Annotated in this window: 18 protein-coding genes and 1 tRNA gene; 13 read left to right on the top strand and 6 right to left on the bottom strand. The window is 66.2% G+C overall.

The annotated features are described in order from the left end of the window. Nucleotides 1-7: 7 nt before the first annotated feature. The gene (locus AC1DN9_RS05980; RefSeq protein WP_478098208.1) at nucleotides 8-1,765 is read right to left on the bottom strand and encodes a ShlB/FhaC/HecB family hemolysin secretion/activation protein; all 1,758 of its coding nucleotides are present in this window, start codon (nucleotides 1,763-1,765) and stop codon (nucleotides 8-10) included. A 133-nt stretch (nucleotides 1,766-1,898) separates the two neighbouring features. Beyond that, entirely contained in the window at nucleotides 1,899-2,576 is a 678-nt protein-coding gene (gene radC, locus AC1DN9_RS05975; protein ID WP_478098207.1) for a RadC family protein, read from the bottom strand. Between the two features lie 65 nt (nucleotides 2,577-2,641). Between radC and AC1DN9_RS05970 the strand changes: the two genes are divergently transcribed. The 3 genes from AC1DN9_RS05970 to AC1DN9_RS05960 are packed head-to-tail and all read left to right on the top strand — an operon-like array spanning nucleotide 2,642 to nucleotide 5,021. Beyond that, the gene (locus AC1DN9_RS05970; protein ID WP_478098205.1) at nucleotides 2,642-3,100 is read left to right on the top strand and encodes an FKBP-type peptidyl-prolyl cis-trans isomerase; all 459 of its coding nucleotides are present in this window, start codon (nucleotides 2,642-2,644) and stop codon (nucleotides 3,098-3,100) included. Continuing rightward, on the top strand, nucleotides 3,097-4,062 hold the full coding sequence (gene ispH, locus AC1DN9_RS05965; protein ID WP_478098204.1) for a 4-hydroxy-3-methylbut-2-enyl diphosphate reductase: 966 nt from the start codon (nucleotides 3,097-3,099) through the stop codon (nucleotides 4,060-4,062). The genes AC1DN9_RS05970 and ispH overlap by 4 nt, the downstream gene beginning before the upstream one ends. Beyond that, the gene (locus tag AC1DN9_RS05960) at nucleotides 4,059-5,021 is read left to right on the top strand and encodes a threonine/serine dehydratase (protein ID WP_478098203.1); all 963 of its coding nucleotides are present in this window, start codon (nucleotides 4,059-4,061) and stop codon (nucleotides 5,019-5,021) included. The genes ispH and AC1DN9_RS05960 overlap by 4 nt, the downstream gene beginning before the upstream one ends. Before the next feature lie 4 nt (nucleotides 5,022-5,025). On the opposite strand, the gene AC1DN9_RS05955 is transcribed toward AC1DN9_RS05960, so the two are convergent. After that, nucleotides 5,026-5,442 (bottom strand): VOC family protein, encoded by a 417-nt coding sequence (locus tag AC1DN9_RS05955; RefSeq protein ID WP_478098201.1) that lies wholly within the window; start codon nucleotides 5,440-5,442, stop codon nucleotides 5,026-5,028. A gap of 61 nt (nucleotides 5,443-5,503) precedes the next feature. Between AC1DN9_RS05955 and serS the strand changes: the two genes are divergently transcribed. Both serS and AC1DN9_RS05945 read left to right on the top strand, forming a co-directional pair. Further along, entirely contained in the window at nucleotides 5,504-6,835 is a 1,332-nt protein-coding gene (gene serS / locus AC1DN9_RS05950) for a serine--tRNA ligase (protein WP_478098200.1), read from the top strand. Between the two features lie 47 nt (nucleotides 6,836-6,882). Further along, nucleotides 6,883-6,972: transfer RNA gene (locus tag AC1DN9_RS05945), tRNA-Ser, on the top strand. A gap of 50 nt (nucleotides 6,973-7,022) precedes the next feature. On the opposite strand, the gene AC1DN9_RS05940 is transcribed toward AC1DN9_RS05945, so the two are convergent. Next, entirely contained in the window at nucleotides 7,023-10,328 is a 3,306-nt protein-coding gene (locus tag AC1DN9_RS05940) for an adenylate/guanylate cyclase domain-containing protein (protein WP_478098199.1), read from the bottom strand. 62 nt (nucleotides 10,329-10,390) lie between these two features. After that, nucleotides 10,391-11,080, bottom strand: coding sequence for a GntR family transcriptional regulator (locus AC1DN9_RS05935; RefSeq protein WP_478098707.1), 690 nt, complete (start codon nucleotides 11,078-11,080; stop codon nucleotides 10,391-10,393). A 254-nt stretch (nucleotides 11,081-11,334) separates the two neighbouring features. Between AC1DN9_RS05935 and AC1DN9_RS05930 the strand changes: the two genes are divergently transcribed. Genes AC1DN9_RS05930 through AC1DN9_RS05905 form a run of 6 tightly spaced genes read left to right on the top strand, consistent with a single transcriptional unit; the run spans nucleotide 11,335 to nucleotide 17,896 of the window. After that, on the top strand, nucleotides 11,335-12,081 hold the full coding sequence (locus AC1DN9_RS05930; RefSeq protein ID WP_478098197.1) for a DUF969 domain-containing protein: 747 nt from the start codon (nucleotides 11,335-11,337) through the stop codon (nucleotides 12,079-12,081). Nucleotides 12,082-12,083: 2 nt separating this feature from the next. Beyond that, the gene (locus AC1DN9_RS05925; protein ID WP_478098196.1) at nucleotides 12,084-13,040 is read left to right on the top strand and encodes a DUF979 domain-containing protein; all 957 of its coding nucleotides are present in this window, start codon (nucleotides 12,084-12,086) and stop codon (nucleotides 13,038-13,040) included. A gap of 10 nt (nucleotides 13,041-13,050) precedes the next feature. Further along, complete coding sequence (gene pcp, locus AC1DN9_RS05920) at nucleotides 13,051-13,725, top strand: pyroglutamyl-peptidase I (RefSeq protein ID WP_478098195.1); 675 nt, start codon at nucleotides 13,051-13,053, stop codon at nucleotides 13,723-13,725. A 60-nt stretch (nucleotides 13,726-13,785) separates the two neighbouring features. Further along, complete coding sequence (locus AC1DN9_RS05915) at nucleotides 13,786-14,568, top strand: LamB/YcsF family protein (RefSeq protein ID WP_478098193.1); 783 nt, start codon at nucleotides 13,786-13,788, stop codon at nucleotides 14,566-14,568. Further along, on the top strand, nucleotides 14,568-16,163 hold the full coding sequence (gene pxpB, locus AC1DN9_RS05910) for a 5-oxoprolinase subunit PxpB (protein WP_478098192.1): 1,596 nt from the start codon (nucleotides 14,568-14,570) through the stop codon (nucleotides 16,161-16,163). Before AC1DN9_RS05915 ends, pxpB begins: the two co-directional genes overlap by 1 nt. Further along, a complete protein-coding gene (locus AC1DN9_RS05905) occupies nucleotides 16,160-17,896 on the top strand; it encodes an acetyl/propionyl/methylcrotonyl-CoA carboxylase subunit alpha (protein WP_478098190.1) in 1,737 nt (578 codons plus the stop codon). Before pxpB ends, AC1DN9_RS05905 begins: the two co-directional genes overlap by 4 nt. On the opposite strand, the gene AC1DN9_RS05900 is transcribed toward AC1DN9_RS05905, so the two are convergent. Beyond that, the gene (locus AC1DN9_RS05900; RefSeq protein WP_478098188.1) at nucleotides 17,877-18,860 is read right to left on the bottom strand and encodes a cation diffusion facilitator family transporter; all 984 of its coding nucleotides are present in this window, start codon (nucleotides 18,858-18,860) and stop codon (nucleotides 17,877-17,879) included. The genes AC1DN9_RS05905 and AC1DN9_RS05900 overlap by 20 nt on opposite strands. A gap of 261 nt (nucleotides 18,861-19,121) precedes the next feature. Between AC1DN9_RS05900 and AC1DN9_RS05895 the strand changes: the two genes are divergently transcribed. After that, nucleotides 19,122-19,382 (top strand): hypothetical protein, encoded by a 261-nt coding sequence (locus tag AC1DN9_RS05895; protein WP_478098186.1) that lies wholly within the window; start codon nucleotides 19,122-19,124, stop codon nucleotides 19,380-19,382. A 185-nt stretch (nucleotides 19,383-19,567) separates the two neighbouring features. Beyond that, on the top strand, nucleotides 19,568-21,004 hold the full coding sequence (gene shkS / locus AC1DN9_RS05890; RefSeq protein WP_478098182.1) for a surface-behavior sensor histidine kinase ShkS: 1,437 nt from the start codon (nucleotides 19,568-19,570) through the stop codon (nucleotides 21,002-21,004). Nucleotides 21,005-21,021: the final 17 nt, after the last annotated feature.

Here is a 21,021-nt window from a genome sequence, read left to right as displayed (position 1 = left end):
GTCGGATTCACAGCGAGTAGGAGAGGCGGACGCTGTAGAGCGTCCCTTCGCTCGTCATCGAGGACGGCAGGTGCGCGGCGCGCGAGGCAAAGAGATCCATGCTCAGGCTGCGCCACACGAAGGCGACGCCCAGCGTCACGCCCGAAATCGAACCCGAGGGCACCCCGGGCACCCTGTTGGTGACGTTGCCGATGTCGTAGCCGACGTAGGCCCGGCCCGCCAGCGGCTGATCGCCGAGCGTTGTCTGCCATGGCAGCGAGACGTCGTTGCGCCAGAAGAAGCCGTTGTCGCCGCTCAGCGTGTTGACCATGAAGCCGCGCACCGAACTGGCGCCGCCGATCAGGATCTGCTGCGAGCCGTAGAGCGTGTCGGTGGCGTACTGGCCGCTGAACTGGCTGGACCACAGCACCGGTTGACTGCCGGCCTCGAAGCGCCGGTTGAATCCCAGGTCCAGCGCGAACTTGCCGAACTGGGCGTGGGGAAGATCGGAGGGCAGGTAGGCCGGATCTTCCATCGCGCCCAGCAGGCGCAGGCCGCGCACGTAGACGAAACGTCCGTTGACGATGCCGCCCGCCGCCTGGGTGAAGGTGCTCGCGCCGAGGTCGAGCGTGGTGAGCTGGCGGCTGCTGACGGCAAGATATTCGCCGCCGAGGAAGTTGCGGGTGTCCTGGGTTGTCAGCCGGCTGACGAGCGAGAAGCGAGTCGCCTGGTCTCGAAATATGACGCGGTCGGCCGCGAGGCTCTGTGTGGTTGTCGTGCCTTCGGAGGCCAGGCTCTTGCCGCTCGGCAATTGCAGCGTGTTGACGTAGTTGCTCTCGCTCGCATCGAAGGAAAAATTGTTGTAGCCGTACGGAACGGCGACGTGCAGCGCGGTGGCGTCGGCGTTGTGATCGCTGTCATGCGGCACCGACTGGCGGCGCGTGACCGCGATGAGTTCGTTGAGGCCGAGCAGGCTGTCGAAGCTCACGGTGGCCGAGGCGCTTTCCCTTCCGGTCGATGGCGTGCCCAGGTTGTCGTAGGTCGCGAAGAGGTTGACCGGCAGCGTCGCCTGGTTGCGCACGACCACCACGCTCTGGCCCGGCTGGGTGCCCGGCTGCACGTCGAGCGTCGCCGAATTCGACGCCAGGCCGTTGAGCTGATCGATGCCCTGTTCGAGGTCCCGCAGGTTCAGGTGATCGCCGGGCCGGGCCGGAAAGGCGCCGCGGACCGAGACGTTTGCCTGGCGGCCCGATTGCTGGAGGTCGAAGCGCTCGATCGTGCCTTCGACCACGGTGATTTCGAGCACGCCCGTGCGCAGGTCCTGCGCGGGCAGGTAGGCGCGGGTCGTGATGTAGCCGCGGTCGATGTAGCTCTTGGTCAGCGTCGCGAGGATGGCTTCGAGATCCTTCGCGGCCAGGCAGTGGCCCGCGTTGTCGCGGATGACGCTTTGGCGCACATCGTCGGGCAGCAGGGTGGCGCCATTGATGTGGATTTCGCGGATGTCGCGGCAGGGGACGCCAAGGTCCGGCACGCTGACCTTCGGCTCGACAGAACGCAAGTCGGTGCCGCCGCGGGGGGCTTGCTGGAGGGCGCGTTCCTGTTCTTCGCGCAGTCTTTCCTGCTGCTGGCGTTCGATGACCTGGTTCTGGCGGTCGATTGCGCGGGGATCGATCTGCGCCTGGGCCGTCAGGCCCGTCAGGAGTGCAGGTAAGGCCAGCAGTGACGCGATCTGTAACCGGGTCGTGGGGCGGGGATGCGGGTCAGGACGTGAGAAGGAGAAAGACATGTGCGCTGCCCCGAAGAGGCCCTGCACCGGCTGCGAAATGCGACCCTTGGAGGGCGGCCGGTCAAGGTTTCTGAGGCGCGCGAACTTTTACATAAAGTTTCACATTTGGGAATCACGGAAAGCTGTGAATTTGTCACACCAGCCCGCGCTCGGCCATCGACAGGCTGGAACCCCTGGAGACGATCACGTGGTCGAGCACGCGCACGTCGATGAGCGCCAGCGCGGACTGGAGCGTCCGGGTGAGCGTCTCGTCGGCGCGGGAGGGCTCCACGCAGCCGCTCGGATGGTTGTGGGCCAACACCACGGCGGCAGCGTGGTGGTGCAGGGCGCGGGTGGCCACCTCGCGCGGGTAGACGCTGGTCTGCGTGAGCGTGCCGCGAAACAGTTCTTCCATGGCGATCAGCCGGTGTCGCGCGTCAAGGAAGAGGGCGGCAAACACTTCGTGCGGACGCGCCCCGAGATGAAGCTGCAGGTAGTGGCCCACTGTTTCCGGCGAATCGAAGACGGGCCTTTCTTTCAGGCGTTCGGCGAGCACGCGGCGGGAGAGTTCGAGCACCGCCGCGAGTTCTGCACGTTTGGCGGTGCCGCCGAGGCCCTTGACGCGCTTCAGGTCATCGAGTCCGGCGTTGAGCAGCCCGGCGAGGCCGCCGAAAAGCTCGAGCAGTTCCTGTGACAGTTGCAGCACGTTCTTGCCGGCAATGCCCGTGCGCAGCAGCAGGGCGACCAACTCGGCGTCGGCCAGCGCGCCCGGGCCGTGGTCAATGAGCTTTTCGCGCGGCCGCGATTCCTCGATCAATTCCTTGAAAGACATGTCTTCTACGGGGTTCGAGCCCCACTCCCTAAAATGTGGGCCCCAGTCTATAGCGACGTCTCACCTTGTCTTCGACCACCCGCCCCGCCGTCGTCACGGCCGGTTCCTTCCTCACCCTGCACTACCGGCTGGCCGGACCCGCGGGCGACATCATCAACACCTTCCAGGACAAGCCCGCCACGCTGTCGCTCGGCACGGGCGAACTTTCGCCGGCCATGGAGCAGCGCCTGATCGGCATGGAAGAAGGCACGCACGCCACCTTCGAGCTCCCGGCCGGCGATGCCTTCGGCGAACGCAATCCCGAGATGCAGCAATGGGTGGCGCGCAAGCTGCTCGCGCAGATGGGCGACCCCGACGAGCAATACGCCGTCGGCGACGTCGTACAGTTCCCGACGCCCGACGGCACCGGCAGCTATGCGGGCGCGGTGATCGAATCGAACGAGACGGGCGTGCGCTTCGACTTCAACCATCCGCTCGCGGGTCAGCCGGTGACCTTCGAGGTCAAGCTGGTTGGTGTTCTGTGAGCGGCGTCGAAGAAGTCATCCTCGCCGAGCCGCGCGGCTTCTGTGCGGGCGTCGACCGCGCCATCGAGATCGTCGAGCGTGCCATCGCGAAGTTCGGCGCGCCGATCTACGTGCGTCACGAGATCGTGCACAACACCTATGTGGTGAACGAGCTCAAGGCCAAGGGTGCGGTCTTCATCGAGGACCTCGCGGATGTGCCGCAAGGCGCGACGTTGGTGTTCAGCGCCCACGGCGTCAGCAAGGCGGTGCAGGCCGAGGCGCGCGAGCGCGGCTTCGAGATCTTCGACGCGACCTGCCCGCTCGTGACCAAGGTCCACGTCGAAGTCGCCAAGCTGGCCAAGGAAGGCTACGAGTTCATCATGATCGGCCACAAGGGCCACCCTGAGGTCGAGGGCACGATGGGTCAGCTCTCCAGCGGCATCCACCTGGTGGAAGACGTGGCGGATGTCGCGCGCGTCTCGCCCGCACAGACGGAGAAGCTCGCGGTCGTCACGCAGACCACGCTGTCGGTCGACGATGCGGCAGAGATTTCCGCCGCGGTGCGCGCGCGTTTCCCGAGCGTGCGCGAACCCAAACAGCAGGACATCTGCTATGCGACCCAGAATCGCCAGGATGCGGTGAAGATGTTGAGCCCGCAGGTCGACCTGGTGATCGTGGTCGGCAGCCCGACGAGCTCCAACAGCAATCGCCTGCGCGAGCTGGCGCAGCGCCTGGGCACCGAGAGCTACATGGTCGACTCCGCGGCCGAGCTCAAGCCCGAATGGTTCGACGGCAAGATCCGCGTCGGCCTGACCGCGGGGGCGTCGGCACCCGAGGTGCTGGTGCACGAAGTGATCGACCGCATCAAGGCGCTTGGCGCCGTGTCGGTTCGCAAGATGGACGGCATCCAGGAAACGCTCAAGTTCCCGCTGCCCAAGGGCCTGAAGCTCGACGACATGCCAACACCGGGACACATTTCGTGAGCGGCGCTGAAACCGACTGGCGCGCGGACATCGAAGCCGCAGCCTCGCGCATTCGCGAGCGCGCACCGAACTTTCTGCGCGAAACGCCGCTGTGGAAGCTCGAAGGCTCCGCTCTTGGTGTGAGGGTGAAAGGCACCGAAATCTGGCTGAAGCTCGAACATCTGCAGACCAGCGGCAGCTTCAAGGCGCGCGGAATGATGAACCGGTTGCTGGCCAACGACATCCCGGCCAGCGGTGTGATCGTGGCGTCGGGCGGCAACGCAGGCATCGCAACGGCGGCCGCGGCGCAAGCACTCGGCGTTCATTGCGAGGTCTTTCTTCCCATGGTCTCGTCGGAGGCCAAGCGCGCCAGGCTGCGTGCGCTCGGCGCGCAGGTCGTGGTGGGCGGCGAGGCCTATGCCGACGCATTGGCGGCCTGCCTGGAGCGCCAGCGCGCAACCGGGGCGTTGCTCACGCATGCGTACGACCAGCCCGAAGTGGTGGCCGGTGCAGGCACGCTCGGGCGCGAGATCGAGGTTCAAGGCGGGCTGCCGGACGCGGTGCTCGTCAGCGTTGGCGGAGGCGGCCTGATCGGCGGTCTCGCGGCGTGGTTCGAGCAACGCGCGCGCGTGGTCGCGCTCGAACCCGAGCGCGCGCCGACGCTGTTTCGCGCGCAGCAGGCAGGTGAGCCGGTCGATGTCGACGTCGGCGGTATCGCGGCCGACTCGCTCGGTGCGCGGCGCATCGGCAACATTGCGTGGGACATCGCACAGCGCCACGTGCGCCATGCGCTGCTGCTGTCCGACGATGCAATCCGGACGGCGCAGTCGTGGCTGTGGAAGGAACTCAAGCTCGCCGTCGAGCCGGCCGCCGCCTTGCCGCTGGCCGCGTTGCAGTGCGGGGCCTACGTGCCGCGCGAGGGCGAGAAGGTGTGCCTCATCGTCTGCGGCGCCAACGTCGATCCGGCAACGCTCGCCTGAGAGCTCAGCTTTGCGCGGGCGCCTGCTCGCAGTTGACCATCCAGGGTACGCCGAACTTGTCTTCCAGCATGCCGAAACCGGCGGACCAGAAAGTCGCCGCATAAGGCATCGTCGCCTTGCCGCCTGCCGACAGGGCGTTGAAGAGCTGTTCGCCTTCCTTCACGTCCTTGGCCTGCACCGAGAGCGAGAAGCCCTTGTAGCCCTCGAACTTGAAACCGGGCGGCGCGTCGGAGGCCATCAGCTTCTGTCCGCGCGCCTCCAGCGTGGCGTGCATGATCTTGTTCTTGAAGTCAGCGGGCGTGTCGGCCCCCATGGGGCTTTCGCCGAAGGTCATGCTGAATGCGATCTTTCCGCCGAGGCACTTGGCGTAGAACGCGAGCGCTTCGGCCGCATTGCCGTTGAATGTCAAATAGGCTTCCATGCGATCTCCTTGAGGTGAACGGGCAGGGGAAGACGATCCTACGCGCACCTAAAATCGCGCAATGCTCGATATCACTCTGTTACGCAAGGACCTCGCTTCGGTCGTCGCGCGCCTCGAAACGCGCAAGAAGAACCAGCCCTACCTCGACGTGGCCAAGTTCAGCGCGCTCGAGGCCGAACGCAAGACCTTGCAGACCCGCACCGAGGAATTGCAGGCTCGCCGCAATGCCCTGAACAAGCAAATCGGGCCGTTGAAGGCCAAGGGCGAATCGGTTGATGCGCTGATGGCGGAAGTCAACGCGCTCAAGGCGGAGCAGGAATCCTCGGCCACGCGTCTCGACGAAATCCAGCCCGAACTCCACGCACTGCTGCTGGCCGTGCCGAACCTGCCGCACGCCAGCGTGCCGGTCGGCGAGGACGAACAGGCCAATGTCGAAATCCGTCGCTGGAGCCCGAAGGGCGGCGCGGGCGGGTCCGCAACGCCGCTGTCTTTCACGGCCAGGGACCATGTGGATCTCGGGACACCGCTCGGGCTCGACTTCGAGACGGGCGCCAAGCTCTCCGGCTCGCGCTTCTCAGTGATGAAAGGCCCGATCGCGCGCCTGCATCGTGCGCTTTCGCAGTTCATGCTGGACATCCAGACACAAGAGCACGGCTATACCGAGTGCTATGTGCCCTACATCGTCAATGCCGATACGCTGCGCGGCACCGGCCAGTTGCCCAAGTTCGAAGGCGACCTGTTCGCCGCGAAGAAGGGCGGGCAGGACGGCGAACCGGCACCCGACCATTCAGCGCTCTACCTCATTCCGACGAGCGAAGTGCCGCTGACGAACTTCGTGCGCGACGAAGTGGTGGTCGAGTCGCAGTTGCCGATCAGGCTCACGGCGCATACGCCGTGCTTCCGGTCGGAAGCAGGCAGCGCCGGCCGCGACACACGCGGGATGATTCGCCAGCACCAGTTCGACAAGGTTGAAATGGTGCAGATCACGCACCCCGAGATGAGCTACGAGGCACTGGAAGCAATGGTGGGTCACGCCGAGGCCGTGCTTCAGGCGCTGGACTTGCCATATCGCGTCGTGCTGTTGAGTTCGGGCGACATGGGATTCGGCTCCACCAAGACCTACGACCTCGAAGTGTGGCTGCCGGCCCAGGACACCTACCGCGAGATCAGCTCGGTCTCGAACTGCGAGGCATTCCAGGCCCGCCGTCTGCAGGCTCGCTTCAAGAACGCACAGGGCAAGAACGAACTCGTCCACACGCTTAATGGCTCGGGTCTGGCGGTGGGGCGCACCCTGGTGGCGGTTCTGGAGAATCACCAGAACGAAGACGGCTCGATCAACGTGCCGGCGGCGTTGCGCCCCTATCTGGGCGGCATCGAAGTGCTGCGCGGCTGAAAAAACGCGATTTCGGGTCTGCTAGAATCGCGGGCTCGACAGACACCGGAGAGGTGGCAGAGTGGTCGAATGTACCTGACTCGAAATCAGGCGTACGTGCGAACGTACCGAGGGTTCGAATCCCTCCCTCTCCTCCAGAAAAACAACCTAGGTAATTGATTTACCTAGGTTTTTTTTCGCCTGCGGGTCATGCCAGGACGTCATCGATGCCCGACAGGGCCCAGCCGTTGCCGGCAGCGATGGCGCTCGCCCGGACCCGGGCCAAGCGCGCCTGCGCCGCCACGTCCACGCCTGATTCCATCGCGGCGGCAATGGCGCGCGCTCGCTCGACCATGAGTTCGATCCAGGGAAGCGGCTCGCTGCGGAACTGGGTCTCCAGCTTGCCGGCATAGTCCAGCGCGGCTCCCGTTTCGCGCGCCGCAAGACTCGCCTCGATGGCATCCCGGTAGAACCAGAGATGACTGTGCGCCAGGCCGGTGGTCTTCAACAGGGCTTCGCCCTCGGCCAAGTGCTGTCTGCGTTGCTCAGGGGTCGCGGCGACGCGTGCAAGCCGCCCCTGGAGGGCGGCGCCGATGAATCCGAGACCGGTCTGCCGGGCGAGTTCAAAGGCCAGATCGAGATCGTCGCGGGCCTGCGCCCGGTCGCCTCGCCGCATGTTGTGCTCCGCCGAAAAATACAACACGGTCGCCTCGTAGCGCCGTGAACCAGCCATTCTCGCCAGTGCAAGCGCCTGCGCGTAGGCAACTCTGGCTTCGTCAAAGAGTCCGGCTTCGGTGAGAACCTGGGTCACCGTCGCCTGGGCGAACACCTGCACCGGCACGACACCGAACCGCAATGCGTCATCGCATGCCGACCGTGCTTCGACGAGGGCGTCGGGCAACTGGTTCTCGTACCAGAGGCAGTGACCGATCATGCAGCGGTTGGGGCCCGCGATCCTGATCTGCCCGTTGCAGAGCGCGACGCAGCGCCTGAAGTATTCGAGGGCGCTGCCCATGCGCCCCTGCGCGTAGCGCGAGTCACCCAGGCCGCTGAGCGCGCGCGCCTGGCTCTCGGCATCGCCACACTGTTCCGCGTACTGCAAGGCGAGCACATGCTGGGCGTCGCACTCCTCGATGCGGCCCTGCGAAAAGTAGAGATTGCCGCGCGTGTGATGGATGCGCGAGCGCTCGACGGTCAGCGCCAGTTGCTCGGCGATCGGCTCCGCAGCGCCGAGCGCCTCCATCGCCGCCGCGAATTCGCCCGTGACCCGGTAGCCCGCGGCAATGCCCATCGAGGCGCTGCAACGCTGCAGATCGTCGCCCGCCAGTTCGCGCGCCGCCTGGTAGGCGACGATCGACTCCCTGGAGCGTCCGATCTCGCGCAACACCTCACCACAGAGAAGCGCAAGTTGGCAGCCGACGCGCGCATCGCCCCGCGCCGGGTCGGCCGCCAGTGCACTGCCACGTTCGGCCAACCGGAGGGCGGACTCGAAGCGCATCCGGCTGGCTTCCTGCGTGGCTGCGCGCAAGTAGGCCGGTGCGGCGGCCGCGTCTTCGGCTCGGTCGAGATGCTCTGCCTGAAGCACGCAATCGTCGTCGCCGAACCACCGCGCCGCTGCCAGGTGCAATTCGCGTCGACGGCTCTTGAGCGTCGAGGCGTAGACCGCCTCCTGGATCAGCGCATGCGCGAACATGAAATCAGGGCCATCAGGCCGCACGAGATCGGCCGCCAGGAGAACATTGCAGTTCGCGTTCGGCTCGGCCCCGACGCCGCGCAAATTGGCGAGGGAGAAACGCTTGCCGATGACGGCCGCGGCTTGCAGCGCGCCGCGATCGGCCGCAGCGAGGCGGTCCATGCGTTCGAGCACCAGGCTCTGGATGGTCGGCGGCACCGCCGGCATGAGCCCCGGCGTCTCGTTCGCCTTCGCGGTCCGCAGCAGTTGCTCGAGGAACAGCGGGTTGCCCTCGGCGCGCTCGATGCAAAGAAGCGCGAAGCGGCTCGATGCCTCGACCAGGCTGCCTGCCAGCAACTGCGCCTCATGAGGCCGCAGCGGCGCAAGGTCGATGGTCATGAAGGCGCTGCCGTGGATCGACGCGCGCCATGCCTTGTCGATCGGGTCGCCCTCTATGCGCGAGGTGAGCAGCAGGATCATCGGCGCGCGCGCCGCGGCCCGCGTGACGGCTCCCAGCAGACGCAGCAGTTCCGGCGACGCCCAATGGATGTCTTCGACCAGAATGAGTTGCGGGCAAACGGTGGCCGCGCGCATCAACACGGCTGTCAGCGCATCGCTCTGACGCCGCTGTCGGGTCTCGTTGTCCATTGCCTCGAATATCGCCTCGAGCGCCTTCGGCCGGGGCAGGTCGAGCCACTCGGTGACGAAAGGCAATTCATCGTCGGTCATGAGGCCGCTCTGGGTCGCCGCGTCGACCGCCGTCTGTCGTAACGCCTCGTCATCGAGCGCGCCCACGCGCAACACGGCCTTCAACAGCGTCGCTATGGCATCCTGACCCTTGCCGACGCCAAAGTCCAACACCTGCCCCGAAGGCGTATCGAACGACTGTTCACTTGCGCGGGAGCGGAACTCTTCGACCAGCCGCGACTTGCCGATGCCGGCGTCGCCGCGAACCAGCACCGCCGATCCGACGCCCGTCTCGCGCGCCGCATCGAGCACGCCAACGAGCTGCCGCAACTCGGCCTGGCGGCCCACGAAATTCATGCGTTCGGCGCGCGGCGCGTGCAGCCCGAGCACGCGCCATACGACCACCGGAGCGTCGAAACCCTTCACGACTTGCTCTCCGGCGGCCTGGGTTTCGACGATGGTGGAGATCTCGCCAAACAGTGCGTCGGAGATCAGCGTCTCGCCGGATCTCGCGAGCGCGTCGAGACGCGCGGCAAGGTTGACCGTATCGCCGGTGACCGAGTATTTGGACTTGCCGCCGCCAGTGATGGTCGCGGCGACGACCTCGCCCCGGGAGATGCCGATGTGAAGCCGCAGCGGAACGCCAGCGCAGTCGAGCACGGTAGCGGCAGCGGTGTGCATCGCGAGCGCGGCGCGCACCGCCCGCTGCGCGTCGTTGCCGTGCGCAACGGGCGCGCCGAAGACTGCCATGACCGCATCGCCGGCCCGGTCGATGACGCTGCCGCCATGTGATTCGACCACCGCGTCCATTGCATCGAAGAAGCGTCCGAGCATCTCGCGGATCTGCTCCGGATCGCTGCGCGAACACATGGCGGTATAGCCGCTGATGTCCGCGAACAGCACGGCCGCCTGGCGGCGGTCGGCGGTCGCGGATTCCGGGAGCCCGGGTCCTCCGGGCGTAACGGGTGCCGGCTTGGCGGCCGCGGCGATTCCCGGCGCCGCGCGTTGGGCTGGCGTCCCGCACTCGCTGCAAAACTTGGCCTGCGCTGGAAGCGCATGACCGCAGTTCGCACACTGACGGGGCAAGGCAGTGCCGCATTCCTCGCAGAACTTGGCGCCCAACGAGTTCGCATGCAGACACTGAGGACATTGCATGCGGGCGAGTTTATCGCTGGGTCCGTGGCGCGCGTCGACTGGATGAAAGGCTCGACGAGGGCTCAGATCCCGCTCAAATCCGCGCTCTCGATACGACGGGCGTAGGCGGCAAGAACGATGCGCTCGGAATGCACCAGGTAGTCGCCAAGCTCGATCGCGGCCTTGGCAAACTCGCCCGCTTCGGCCAACTCGAGAATCTTCATGTTCATGTCGACGTACGGCGCATGCAGGAACTCGGGATCTTGCAGCAGTCCGAAGGCGAGCCGAAGTTCGGCCAGCACCTGCGCAAACATGAGGTTGAGGCGTTCGCTGTCGGCCAATTCGACGATTGACATATGGAAGGCCATGTTCGCCGTCCCCACGCCCAGCCAGTCCGACGCGGCGCGGCTGCGCGTTGCCGTTTCCACCGCTTCGCGCATGCGGGCCTTGGCCGGATGGCGCGGATACGCCTGCCGCAGCGCCTGGCATTCGATCAGCCGGCGGACGCGGTAGATGTCGATGATCGACGCGATGCTGGGAATCGCAACAAACACACCGCGATTGGGCGCATGCTTGAGGAGGCCGTCCTTGGTCAGCACCCGGAAGACCTCTCTGAGCGTGTTGCGCGAGATCTCCAGCTTCTCGCTGAGCGCTTGCTCGGACAGGCGCTGACCCGGAGAAAACTCGCCCTGGGTGATCATCCGCCGAAGTTGCTCGGCGATGCGTTCACTCAGCGTCAAGAGAGTCGACGGCATCGGCGCAGGTTGTTTCATTGGTGAGTTATTCGATGAAGGTTGCCAGCGGTTGTAGCAGATCGGCCAATCAGTCAACGAGTTTTGCCGCTCGGATTGCGGGTTTGCACCAATGATTGACCTTCGATGATGGATCAACAATCTATGTATTGTTCAACAATATTAGATGTTTAAGCCAGTCAATCAAATTAGATGATTGATCGATTGGCACGCATTTTGCGATCGTTGAAACCGGTTCTGTTCAATCCCATCGACGTTTTCAAGGAGCGATCCTCATGGCAAGCGACATCCATCTATGGCCCCTGATCGGGGTGGCCGTCATCATTGCGGGCTTCATCCTGCGCTTCAATCCGATGCTGGTCGTGATCGTCACCGCGATCGTGACGGCCTTCGCCGCAGGCTTTCCTTTGGACAAGATCCTCGCCACCATCGGCACCGGGTTCGTCAAGACACGCAATCTGCCGCTCATCATCCTGCTGCCGCTGACGGTGATCGGCTTGCTTGAGCGGCACGGGTTGCGCCAGCATGCACAAGACTGGATCAGCCGCTTCAAATCGGCGACCGCCGGGCGTTTGCTCATCGTCTACCTGGGCGCCCGGCAGTTGACGGCCGCCGTGGGGCTGACCAGCCTCGGCGGGCATCCCCAGATGGTCCGCCCGCTGCTGGCGCCCATGGCCGAGGGTGCGACGGAAGCCCGCTACGGCACGCTGCCCGAGCGTGTGCGGCACAAGTTGCGTGCCTACGCGGCCGCCACCGACAACGTGGGCTTGTTCTTCGGTGAAGACATGTTCGTGGCCTTCGGCGCGATCGTGCTCATGACCACCTTCCTTCACGAGGCAGGCATCGATGTCGAGCCGATTCACGTTGCGGTGTGGGGTATCCCGACGGCGGTATCGGCGTTCATCATCCATGCCTGGCGATTGCGCAGGCTCGACAAGTTGCTGGCCGATGAACTGGCGAAGGCCCCTGCGGCCTCCGAGTCCGATGCGGCGCCAGCCGCCGTCAGCAAGCAAGGGGTCTGATCATGGTGCTGTCCATCGTTCACCTTTATTACCTGGTCGGCGCGATCCTGGCGCTCACCGCAGTGATGACGCTGGCCGACCGCCAGCATCCGAAGCGCTACTCCAGCGCACTGTTCTGGGGCCTGTACTCGCTGGTGTTTCTCGTCGGCGACCAATTGCCGCCCGTCTGGGTCGGCGTGGGCGCGATCGTGATGGCGTTGATCGCCGGGTTCGGCGGCGTCGGTGTGGGCCACCATGCCGCGCGCTCGGTCGCCGAATACGCCGCCAGCGCCAAGCGACTGGGCAACAAGCTCTTCATCCCGGCGCTGGCCATTCCGCTGCTGACCATGGCGGGCACGCTGTCGGCGAGCCACTTGATCATCGGCGGCGTGCCGCTACTGGACCCGAAGAACACGACGCTCGTGAGCCTCGGTATCGGCTGTATCGTCGCGCTGGGGCTGGCCTGTTGGCTGACCCGCGAGACGCCGGCGCAGGCCATCCGCGAATCGCGCCGTCTGACCGATGCGCTCGGCTGGGCGCTCGTGCTGCCCCAGATGCTGGGCATGCTGGGGCTGGTGTTCTCCGACGCGGGCGTGGGCAAGGCGGTCGCGTATCTCACGACCAGCTACATCAACATGGACGTGCGCTTCTTCGCGGTGGCGGTCTATGTGATCGGCATGGCGCTGTTCACCGTGATCATGGGCAACGGCTTCGCGGCGTTCCCGGTGATGACCGGCGGCGTGGGCGTGCCGATCCTGGTCGGCGTGTACCACGGCAACCCGGCGGTGATGGCCGCGGTCGGCATGCTGTCCGGCTATTGCGGCACGCTGTTGACGCCGATGGCCGCCAACTTCAACATCGTGCCGGCCGCGTTGCTCGAACTGCCCGACAAGAACGCGGTGATCCGCGTGCAGGTGCCGACGGCGCTGACGCTGCTCACGGTGAACGTTTTCCTGCTCTACTTCCTCATGTTCCGTTGAGGACCCTGTCATGAAACAACCACGCGAATCGGGCCGCCGCGTCCTGGTGACGGGCTTCGAGCCCTTCGAGCGGGACACGGTCAACCCCTCGTGGGAAGTCGCCAGGGCCCTGGACGGCTGGGTCTGCGAGGGCGCCGAAGTCAAGGCGGCGCAGTTGCCGTGCGTGTTCGGCAGCGCCATCGATCGGCTCGACAGCGCATTGGCCGAATACCGCCCGACGCTCATCGTCGCGCTGGGCCTGGCCGGCACACGCGCCGAGATCTCGCCCGAGCGCGTGGCGATCAATGTCGACGATGCCCGTATCCCCGACAACGACGGGCGCCAGCCGATCGATGTGCCGGTGGTGCGCGGCGCCCCGGCGGCGTATTTCTCGACCTTGCCGATCAAGGCCATCGTGCGCGACATGCGCGCGGCGGGCGTTCCGGCATCGGTGTCCAACACGGCGGGCACTTTCGTCTGCAACCACATCTTCTATGCGCTGATGCATCGGCTGGCGACGCGGCCCGAGTTGGCCGCCGCGCGTGGTGGCTTCGTCCATCTGCCTTGCTTGCCGGAGCAGGCGGCCCGCCTCGGTGGTACACCCAGCATGGCGCTCGCCACGCAGATCGAGGGTTTGCGCATGCTGCTGCGAACCGCGCTCACCGAGCGCGAAGATGCGCGGGAAACCGGCGGTCAACTCCATTGACCGCTTGAAGAAAAATCCGACCGCGTCGCATCGCGCGCCGTGGTCATTCAGGGGCTCCAGATGAACATCGACTTGAACAGCGACCTCGGCGAAAGCCTGGGCGCATGGCGCATGGGCGACGACGACGCCATGCTCGGCATCGTGAGCAGCGCCAACGTGGCCTGCGGCTTTCATGCGGGCGATCCGGCCGGCATTCTCCAGACCCTGAGGCGGGCCAAGGCCAAGCGCGTCGCGGTCGGCGCTCACGTGTCCTATCCCGACCTCATCGGATTCGGGCGTCGTGCGATGGACGTGGCCAGTGCCGACCTGCGGGCGGATGTGATCTACCAGATCGGCGCACTGAAAGGCCTCGCCGCGGCGGCCGGCACGGTCGTGCGCTATGTCAAGCCGCACGGTGCGCTCTACAACACCATCGCGCATGACGAGCGACAGGCGAACGATGTCATCGCAGCAATCCGCGAGATCGATGCCGGGTTGAGTCTCGTCGCACTGGCTGGCTCGCCGTTGCTGGGCTGGGCGCGTGACCAGGGCTTGCGCGTCGTGGCGGAAGCCTTTGCCGACCGGGCCTACATGCCGGACGGCTCGCTGGTCTCGCGGCGGCAGGCCGGCTCGGTGCTGCACGATCCGCAGGAAGTCGCCGAGCGCATGCTGCGCCTCGCCAGGGAAGGCGTCGTCACGGCCATCGACGGCAGCACGGTGAGCATCCAGGCCGATTCGATCTGCGTCCACGGCGACAGCCCCGGCGCGGTCGAGATGGCGCGGCAGGTGCGCCTGCTGCTCGAAGGCGCCGGCGTCGTCGTTCGCTCGTTCGCCGGCACGGCCGACGCCGATCAGGGGGCTTGATGCGCTTCCTCCCCGTCAATCTCGACGCCGTGCTCGTCGAGCTGGACGACCTGTCTCAAACGCTGGCGTTGCTGGCGTCGTTGCAGGCCGAACCCATCGCAGGCGTGGGCGAAATCGTGCCCGCTGCGCGCACGCTGTTGGTGAGCTTTCGCCCCGCCGCGATTGCGCGTTCGGAGCTGATAGAGCGCATCAGCCTTTGCAGCGTCGACGCACGCGCCGAGGTGGCCGGCGACCGGATCGAGATTCCCGTCACCTACAACGGCGAAGACCTCGACGAAATGGCCCGGCTGCTGGAGATTTCGCCCGAGGAACTGGTCCGCCGCCATACGGGCAGCGACTACACCGTGGCCTTCACCGGTTTCGCGCCGGGATTCGCCTATCTCAGCGGCGGCCATCCGAGTCTCAACGTGCCACGTCGCGCAACGCCGCGCACGCGTATTCCGGCGGGGGCAGTGGGCTTGGCGGGCAGTTTCAGCGGCGTCTATCCGCAGGCGAGCCCTGGGGGATGGCAGATCATCGGCGTGACCGCCACGCCCATGTGGGACCTCTCGCGTGAACGGCCTGCGCTGTTGCAGCCTGGTCAGCGCGTGCGCTTCGTCGACGTGGGGCCGCAAGCGGCAGCACCCGCCGCATCGGAGTCCGCGCTCAGCGAGGTGCGGTCTGTTGCGCCCGCAGGCGGCGCCGCGCTGGAAGTCCGCCAGAGCGGCTTGCTGGCGCTCTTCCAGGACCTGGGTCGGCACGGCCAGGCGGGGCAGGGCGTTTCGACATCGGGCGCGATGGACAGGGCCTCGCTGCGCGCAGCCAATCGGCTGGTGGGCAATGACCCTGACGCAGCTTGTCTTGAAATCGTCTACGGCGGCTTCCGACTCGTTTGTCGCGGTGAGGCAGTCGTGGCTGTCACAGGTGCCGAGGCGCCGCTCGAACTCATTGCAGGCAATGACGCGCGCTGGCCTGTGCCGCGCCATGCCCCTGTCGCGCTGACCGATGGCGACGCCCTCTTGCTTGGCGAACCACGCGCTGGCATTCGCTCGTACGTGGCGGTACGCGGCGGCTTTGAAGTGACGCCCGTGCTCGGCAGCTGCGCGACCGACACCCTGGCGAACATCGGACCCCGCCCGCTCGCCGCAGGCGATGTGCTGCCGATACGGCCGGTGGCGCGCGGTGCCGTGGTGGCGCCGCCCGAGTCGGCACCGGACGACCTGCCGACGCTCAGCGAAGTCATCACGCTCGATGTCGTGATGGGACCGCGCACCGACTGGTTCACGCCCGAGACCATCGAGTTGCTCGCCAGCCAGACGTGGACGGTCACCCCCCAATCCAATCGCGTCGGCGTCCGCCTCTCGGGTGAGCGGCCGCTGGCACGCACCGCAACCATGGAAGGCGCGGAACTGCCCAGCGAAGGCACGGCGCTCGGTGCGCTGCAGGTGCCACCCAACGGGCAGCCCGTGCTGTTCACGGCCGACCATCCGCTGACGGGCGGCTATCCCGTGATCGCATCGGTCGCCACCTATCACCTCGACCGCGCAGGGCAGTTGCCAATCGGCGCCCGCGTCCGCCTTCGCCCGATACCGCTCGTCAACCATCCACGCTCATGAAAAAAGTCCTCATTGCCAATCGCGGCGAGATCGCCGTACGAATCGCCCGCGCCTGCGCCGACTACGGCGTGCAGTCGGTCGCGGTCTATGCCGACGCCGACATCGATGCACTCCACGCGCGCATGGCCGACGAGGCCCATGGTCTCGACGGCGACAGGCCGGCCGATACTTACCTGAGCATCGACAAGCTGCTCGCCGTCGCAGCGCGCTCTGGTGCGGATGCAGTGCATCCCGGCTACGGCTTCCTGTCGGAGAGCGCAGCCTTCGCCCAGGCCGTCATCGATGCTGGCCTGACCTGGATCGGGCCGCCGCCCGCCGCGATCGAGCGGCTCGGCGACAAGGTGCAGGCACGCAAGATCGCGCTCCAAGTGGGTGCACCGCTGGTTGCGGGCACCGCCGATCCGGTGAGCGGCGCACAGGACGTGCTGGCCTTCGCGGAAAAGCATGGCCTGCCCATCGCGATCAAGGCGGCCTTCGGCGGCGGCGGTCGGGGGCTCAAAGTGGCCTGGCGCATGGATGAAGTGGCCGATCTCTACGAGTCGGCCGTCCGCGAAGCCGTGACGGCCTTCGGCCGCGGCGAATGCTTCGTCGAGCAATTCCTCGATCGACCCCGCCACATCGAGGCGCAAGTGATTGCCGACACGCACGGTCAGGTGGTCGTGCTCGGCACGCGCGATTGCTCGCTGCAGCGGCGCAACCAGAAACTGGTGGAAGAGGCGCCCGCGCCGTTCATCGACGACGCACAGCGCGAGCGCATTCACCAGGCCGCGCGCGACGTTTGCGCAAAGGCGGGCTATGTGGGTGCCGGTACGGTGGAGTTCCTGCTCAGTGCGTCGGGCGCCATCTCTTTCCTCGAAGTCAATACGCGCCTGCAAGTCGAGCACCCGGTGACGGAGGAAACCTGCGGGATCGATCTGGTCGTGGAGCAGCTGCGCATCGCCGACGGACACCCGCTGTCGGTCGCGCAGACGCCAACGGCGCGCGGCCATGCGATCGAGTTCCGCATCAATGCCGAAGACGTGGGCCGCGGCTTTCTGCCTTCACCCGGCCGTGTGCTCGCGTTCGAGCCGCCGTCGGGCCCCGGTGTTCGCCTGGACACCGGCGTGGTGTCCGGTTCGACGGTGCCCGGCACTTTCGATTCGCTCATGGCCAAGCTGATCGTCACAGGTGCCACCCGCGAGCAGGCCATGGCCCGCGCCCGGCGTGCATTGGCGGAGTTCCGCATCGAAGGCGTGGCCTCGGTGCTGCCCTTTCATCGCGCCGTCGTGGCCCATTCCGACTTCGTGGGAGGCGACGGCTTCAAGGTGCACACCCGCTGGATCGAGACCGACTTCGCTCCCGAACTGGCGGCGGCGGCGCGCCCCGAGCCTCTACCCGCTACGGCGCTTCATCGCACGGTCATGGAAATCGACGGCCGCCGCGTTGCGCTGGGCTTGCCGGCCGAACTGCTGCGCGGGACTCAGTCTGCCGGCGCCGCGGATGCCTCCCCGAAACTCGCGCCTGAGGCCGCATCGGATCGCGACGAGGCTGCTGTGGCAGCCCCTGTTGCGGGAACCCTGCGCGCATGGAAGAGCGAGGAAGGCGCGGAGGTTGCGCAAGGAGAAGTCATTGCCGTCATGGAGGCAATGAAGATGGAAATGCAGGTCTGCGCGCACCGTGCCGGTCGGCTGACGCGCAGCGTCGAGGCCGGTGGGTACGTGAATGTCGGCGCCGTCATCGCGCGGATCGAATAGCAACGCCAACATCCTCGGGCGTGGCGAGCGCAAAGATCGCGCGCGCGACGGACTTGTGCTCCATCACGCGCAATTCCAGATCGTGCAGGATGCGCGCAAGCTCGGTCTGCGTCGGCTCGCCCGCGATCACGACGCGGGCGGCGACGAGCAGGCGGTCCGGCCCGACGAATTCGGCGAAGAAGTAGGTCACGCGTTCGACGCGGGGATCTTTCTCGATCGCTTGCACGGCCATCGCGCTGCGTTCATCCGACAACGGGACGCCAGCCAGAAACCGGCGGTTCTGATTGATGAGGAACAAGCCCGCCACGCCCATCAGGAGCCCGATCAGGATCGACCCCATCGCGTCATAGAACGCCTTTCCGGTGAGCTGGTGCAATGCCATGCCCAGCCCGGCCGCGATCAGGCCGACGAGAGAGATGAAGTCACCGATCACCACCGCACGCAGCTGGGAATCGGACGTGTCGAACACGTGCTTGAAGATGCCCGAGTCTCGTTCGGCGGCGCGCGCCCGCACAAAGCGGACCGCCCGCACGAACGACACTTGCTGGAGCACGAGCGATACCGCGATGACGGCGTATCCGAAGCGGTAGTCGTTGGGCGTCTCGGCGCTGCCGAGCTGCGCCATGCCGCGCCAGATGGCGATCTGGGCGCCGACCACGAACATGACGATCGAAGCGAACAGAGACCACACGAAGGACTCGCGGCCGTAGCCCAGCGGGTGTTGTGGGTCGGCCGGACGGCGCGCCGCAAGGTAGCCGACCACGAGGAAGATCTCGGACACCGTGCCGATCCACGAATGCACGGCCTCTGCGAGCATCGACGCCGAACCTGTCGCCGAGGCTGCCAGTGTCTTGCACACCGCAATGAACGCGCTCCCGGCGAACGCGAGTGCGATCGTGACTCTGAGTTGCCGCACCTGGGCGTCAGTGCCCAGGCGGCGATGGAGGCGACTGAACTCCCTCATGGTGGTTCCAGGGTTGATGGCCGCCAACTGTAAGCTCGTCCGGGCGCAGGCATCGGATCGCCGCGCGCGGGATTCTGACGACGGGCTGAGATACCCCGCCGCCAGGCGGGCCTCCTGCCGGATGTCCTGGGCTTGAAACAGGCTTGCCGCAAGATGCGCCTTGTAGACAGTCGATCGGCGCTGGTAGGGGATGCTTCGGCAGCCGCCCGGACCGGGCGGTTCCCCGATGCCATCGACTGTCGTTGTTATGCTTGGAGGGCTATGCTCGACTCATCACTTGAGCCAGACCTTCCGGCTGGCTGGACTTGCAGAATTGACCTGAATCCCTCGCCGGAGGGCACGTACTCGGGCAAGGCGGAGTTGAGCTTCAAGGGCGCACAGCGCTGCGTTCTCGTCATCGCCCAACAGCCGAGCCGCGAGGCAGCGTTGGGGCGCGTGAAATACCGAGCGGAATACTTCGTGTCGGAGTGGACTTCTCGTCCGCATACAGGCAATACGGGATTTGCCGACCTGACCATCTAGCGTTGCCGCGGGCACGTTGTGCGCGCGCGACGATTTCGGGAAGGTCTCGACTGAAGACCCGAGCGCGGGCAATTAAGATGGAGCGCGTGGCAGGCCGCTGCTTGGTGGGCGGTCTGCAGCCGCATGCAGGGCCCCTCGCGAGGGGCCTTTTTTTGCGGCCTGACTGACAGGGGGGCAGTAATGCCATGATGGGAAATTCGTCGTTCGCGGGTCTGGGTAATTCGTCTTTTGCGAGTTTGACGCCGGCGCCTGCTTCCGCCGACGAGGCCGAACCGTGGGTCCGTGGCGAGCTGATTCGCAGCCTGATGCGGGCTTCGCGCGGCTCGTACCTGCTGGCCGCGGCGTTGATGCCCGCGATGGTCGGCTTGAGCTGGGGCTACGTACCGAGCTGGCAACTGATCGCGTGGCTGTGCATCGGCATTGCCGCGACGGGTTGCCGTATCTGGGGCGAGCAGATCTATGCGCGTCACTACGCCGACCGGGACTCCGCGGCGCAGCAGTATTTCGTCGACCACTATCGCATTCTCTGGGCCACCAGCGCGTTCGCATGGGGCCTGTCGATCCTGATCTTCTTCGAGCGCACGCCGCTCGTGAATCAGTTCATGAGCTGGCTCATCGTCGCCGGCGTGGCGACCTTTCCGCTCAACGGGCTCGCGCTGCATCCGCCGCTGCTCAAGCGCTACGTCAACACGCTGTTCTTCACGATGCTGGCGTCGATCGTCCTGCGGATGATCGAGCTCAACTTCGAGCGGCCGCATTTCCACTACGGCTTCCTGATGCTGCCGGGCCTGCATTGGTGGCTGCTGCTGCGGGCGGGGCGGCGCATCCACGAGACCGCGCGCAACAGCTTCGAGCTGCTGTTCCACAACCACATCCTGATCAATTCGCTCACGCAGCAGCGGCAAGCGGCCGTGTCGGCCGTGGCGATGAAGAACCGCTTCCTCGCCAGCGCGGCGCACGACATGCGCCAGCCTGTGCTTGCGCTTTCGCTCTACGCCGACTGGTTGCGCAACGAGCCCGAGTTGGTCGCCGAGATCGCGCCGAAGATCGTCCGTGCGACGCACGCGGTGAATGCGCTGTTCGATTCGCTGTTCGACCTTGCGCGCATCGATTCAGGGCAGGTGAGGCTGCACATCGAGCGGGTCGACGTTGCCCAGTTGCTGCACGACCTGGAGCTGCAGTACCGCCCTGTTGCCGAAGCCAAGGGCCTGACCTTCAGGATCCACGTGACGCCCGGGACGGTGCTGACGGATCCGATCCGCGTACGTCGCATGATCGGCAACCTGCTCGCCAATGCCATCAAGTACACCGCCGAAGGCGGTGTGCTGCTGGCATCGAGGCAGACGCGCGACGGATTGCGCGTCGAGGTATGGGACACCGGCATCGGCATCGCGCGGGAGCACCTGCGGGACGTGTTCCTGGAGTTCTACAAGGTGGCCGACCATGCCGGCACCTCTGACGGCTTTGGCCTCGGCCTCGCCATCGTGGCGCGCCTGTCGCACGCCCTGGGCCATCCGGTCAGCGTGCGATCCCGCCTCGGCCGCGGCAGCGTGTTCCGCGTCGCATTGCACGACGCGGACGAAACCCAAGCCCAGACAAGAATTTCAGGCGCAGTCGGCTGACTTCGCCGGAGCCGCAG

The sequence above is a fragment of the Variovorax sp. 05L425 genome (assembly GCF_056397705.1).
This window is presented reverse-complemented; position numbering and strand designations above follow the sequence as displayed.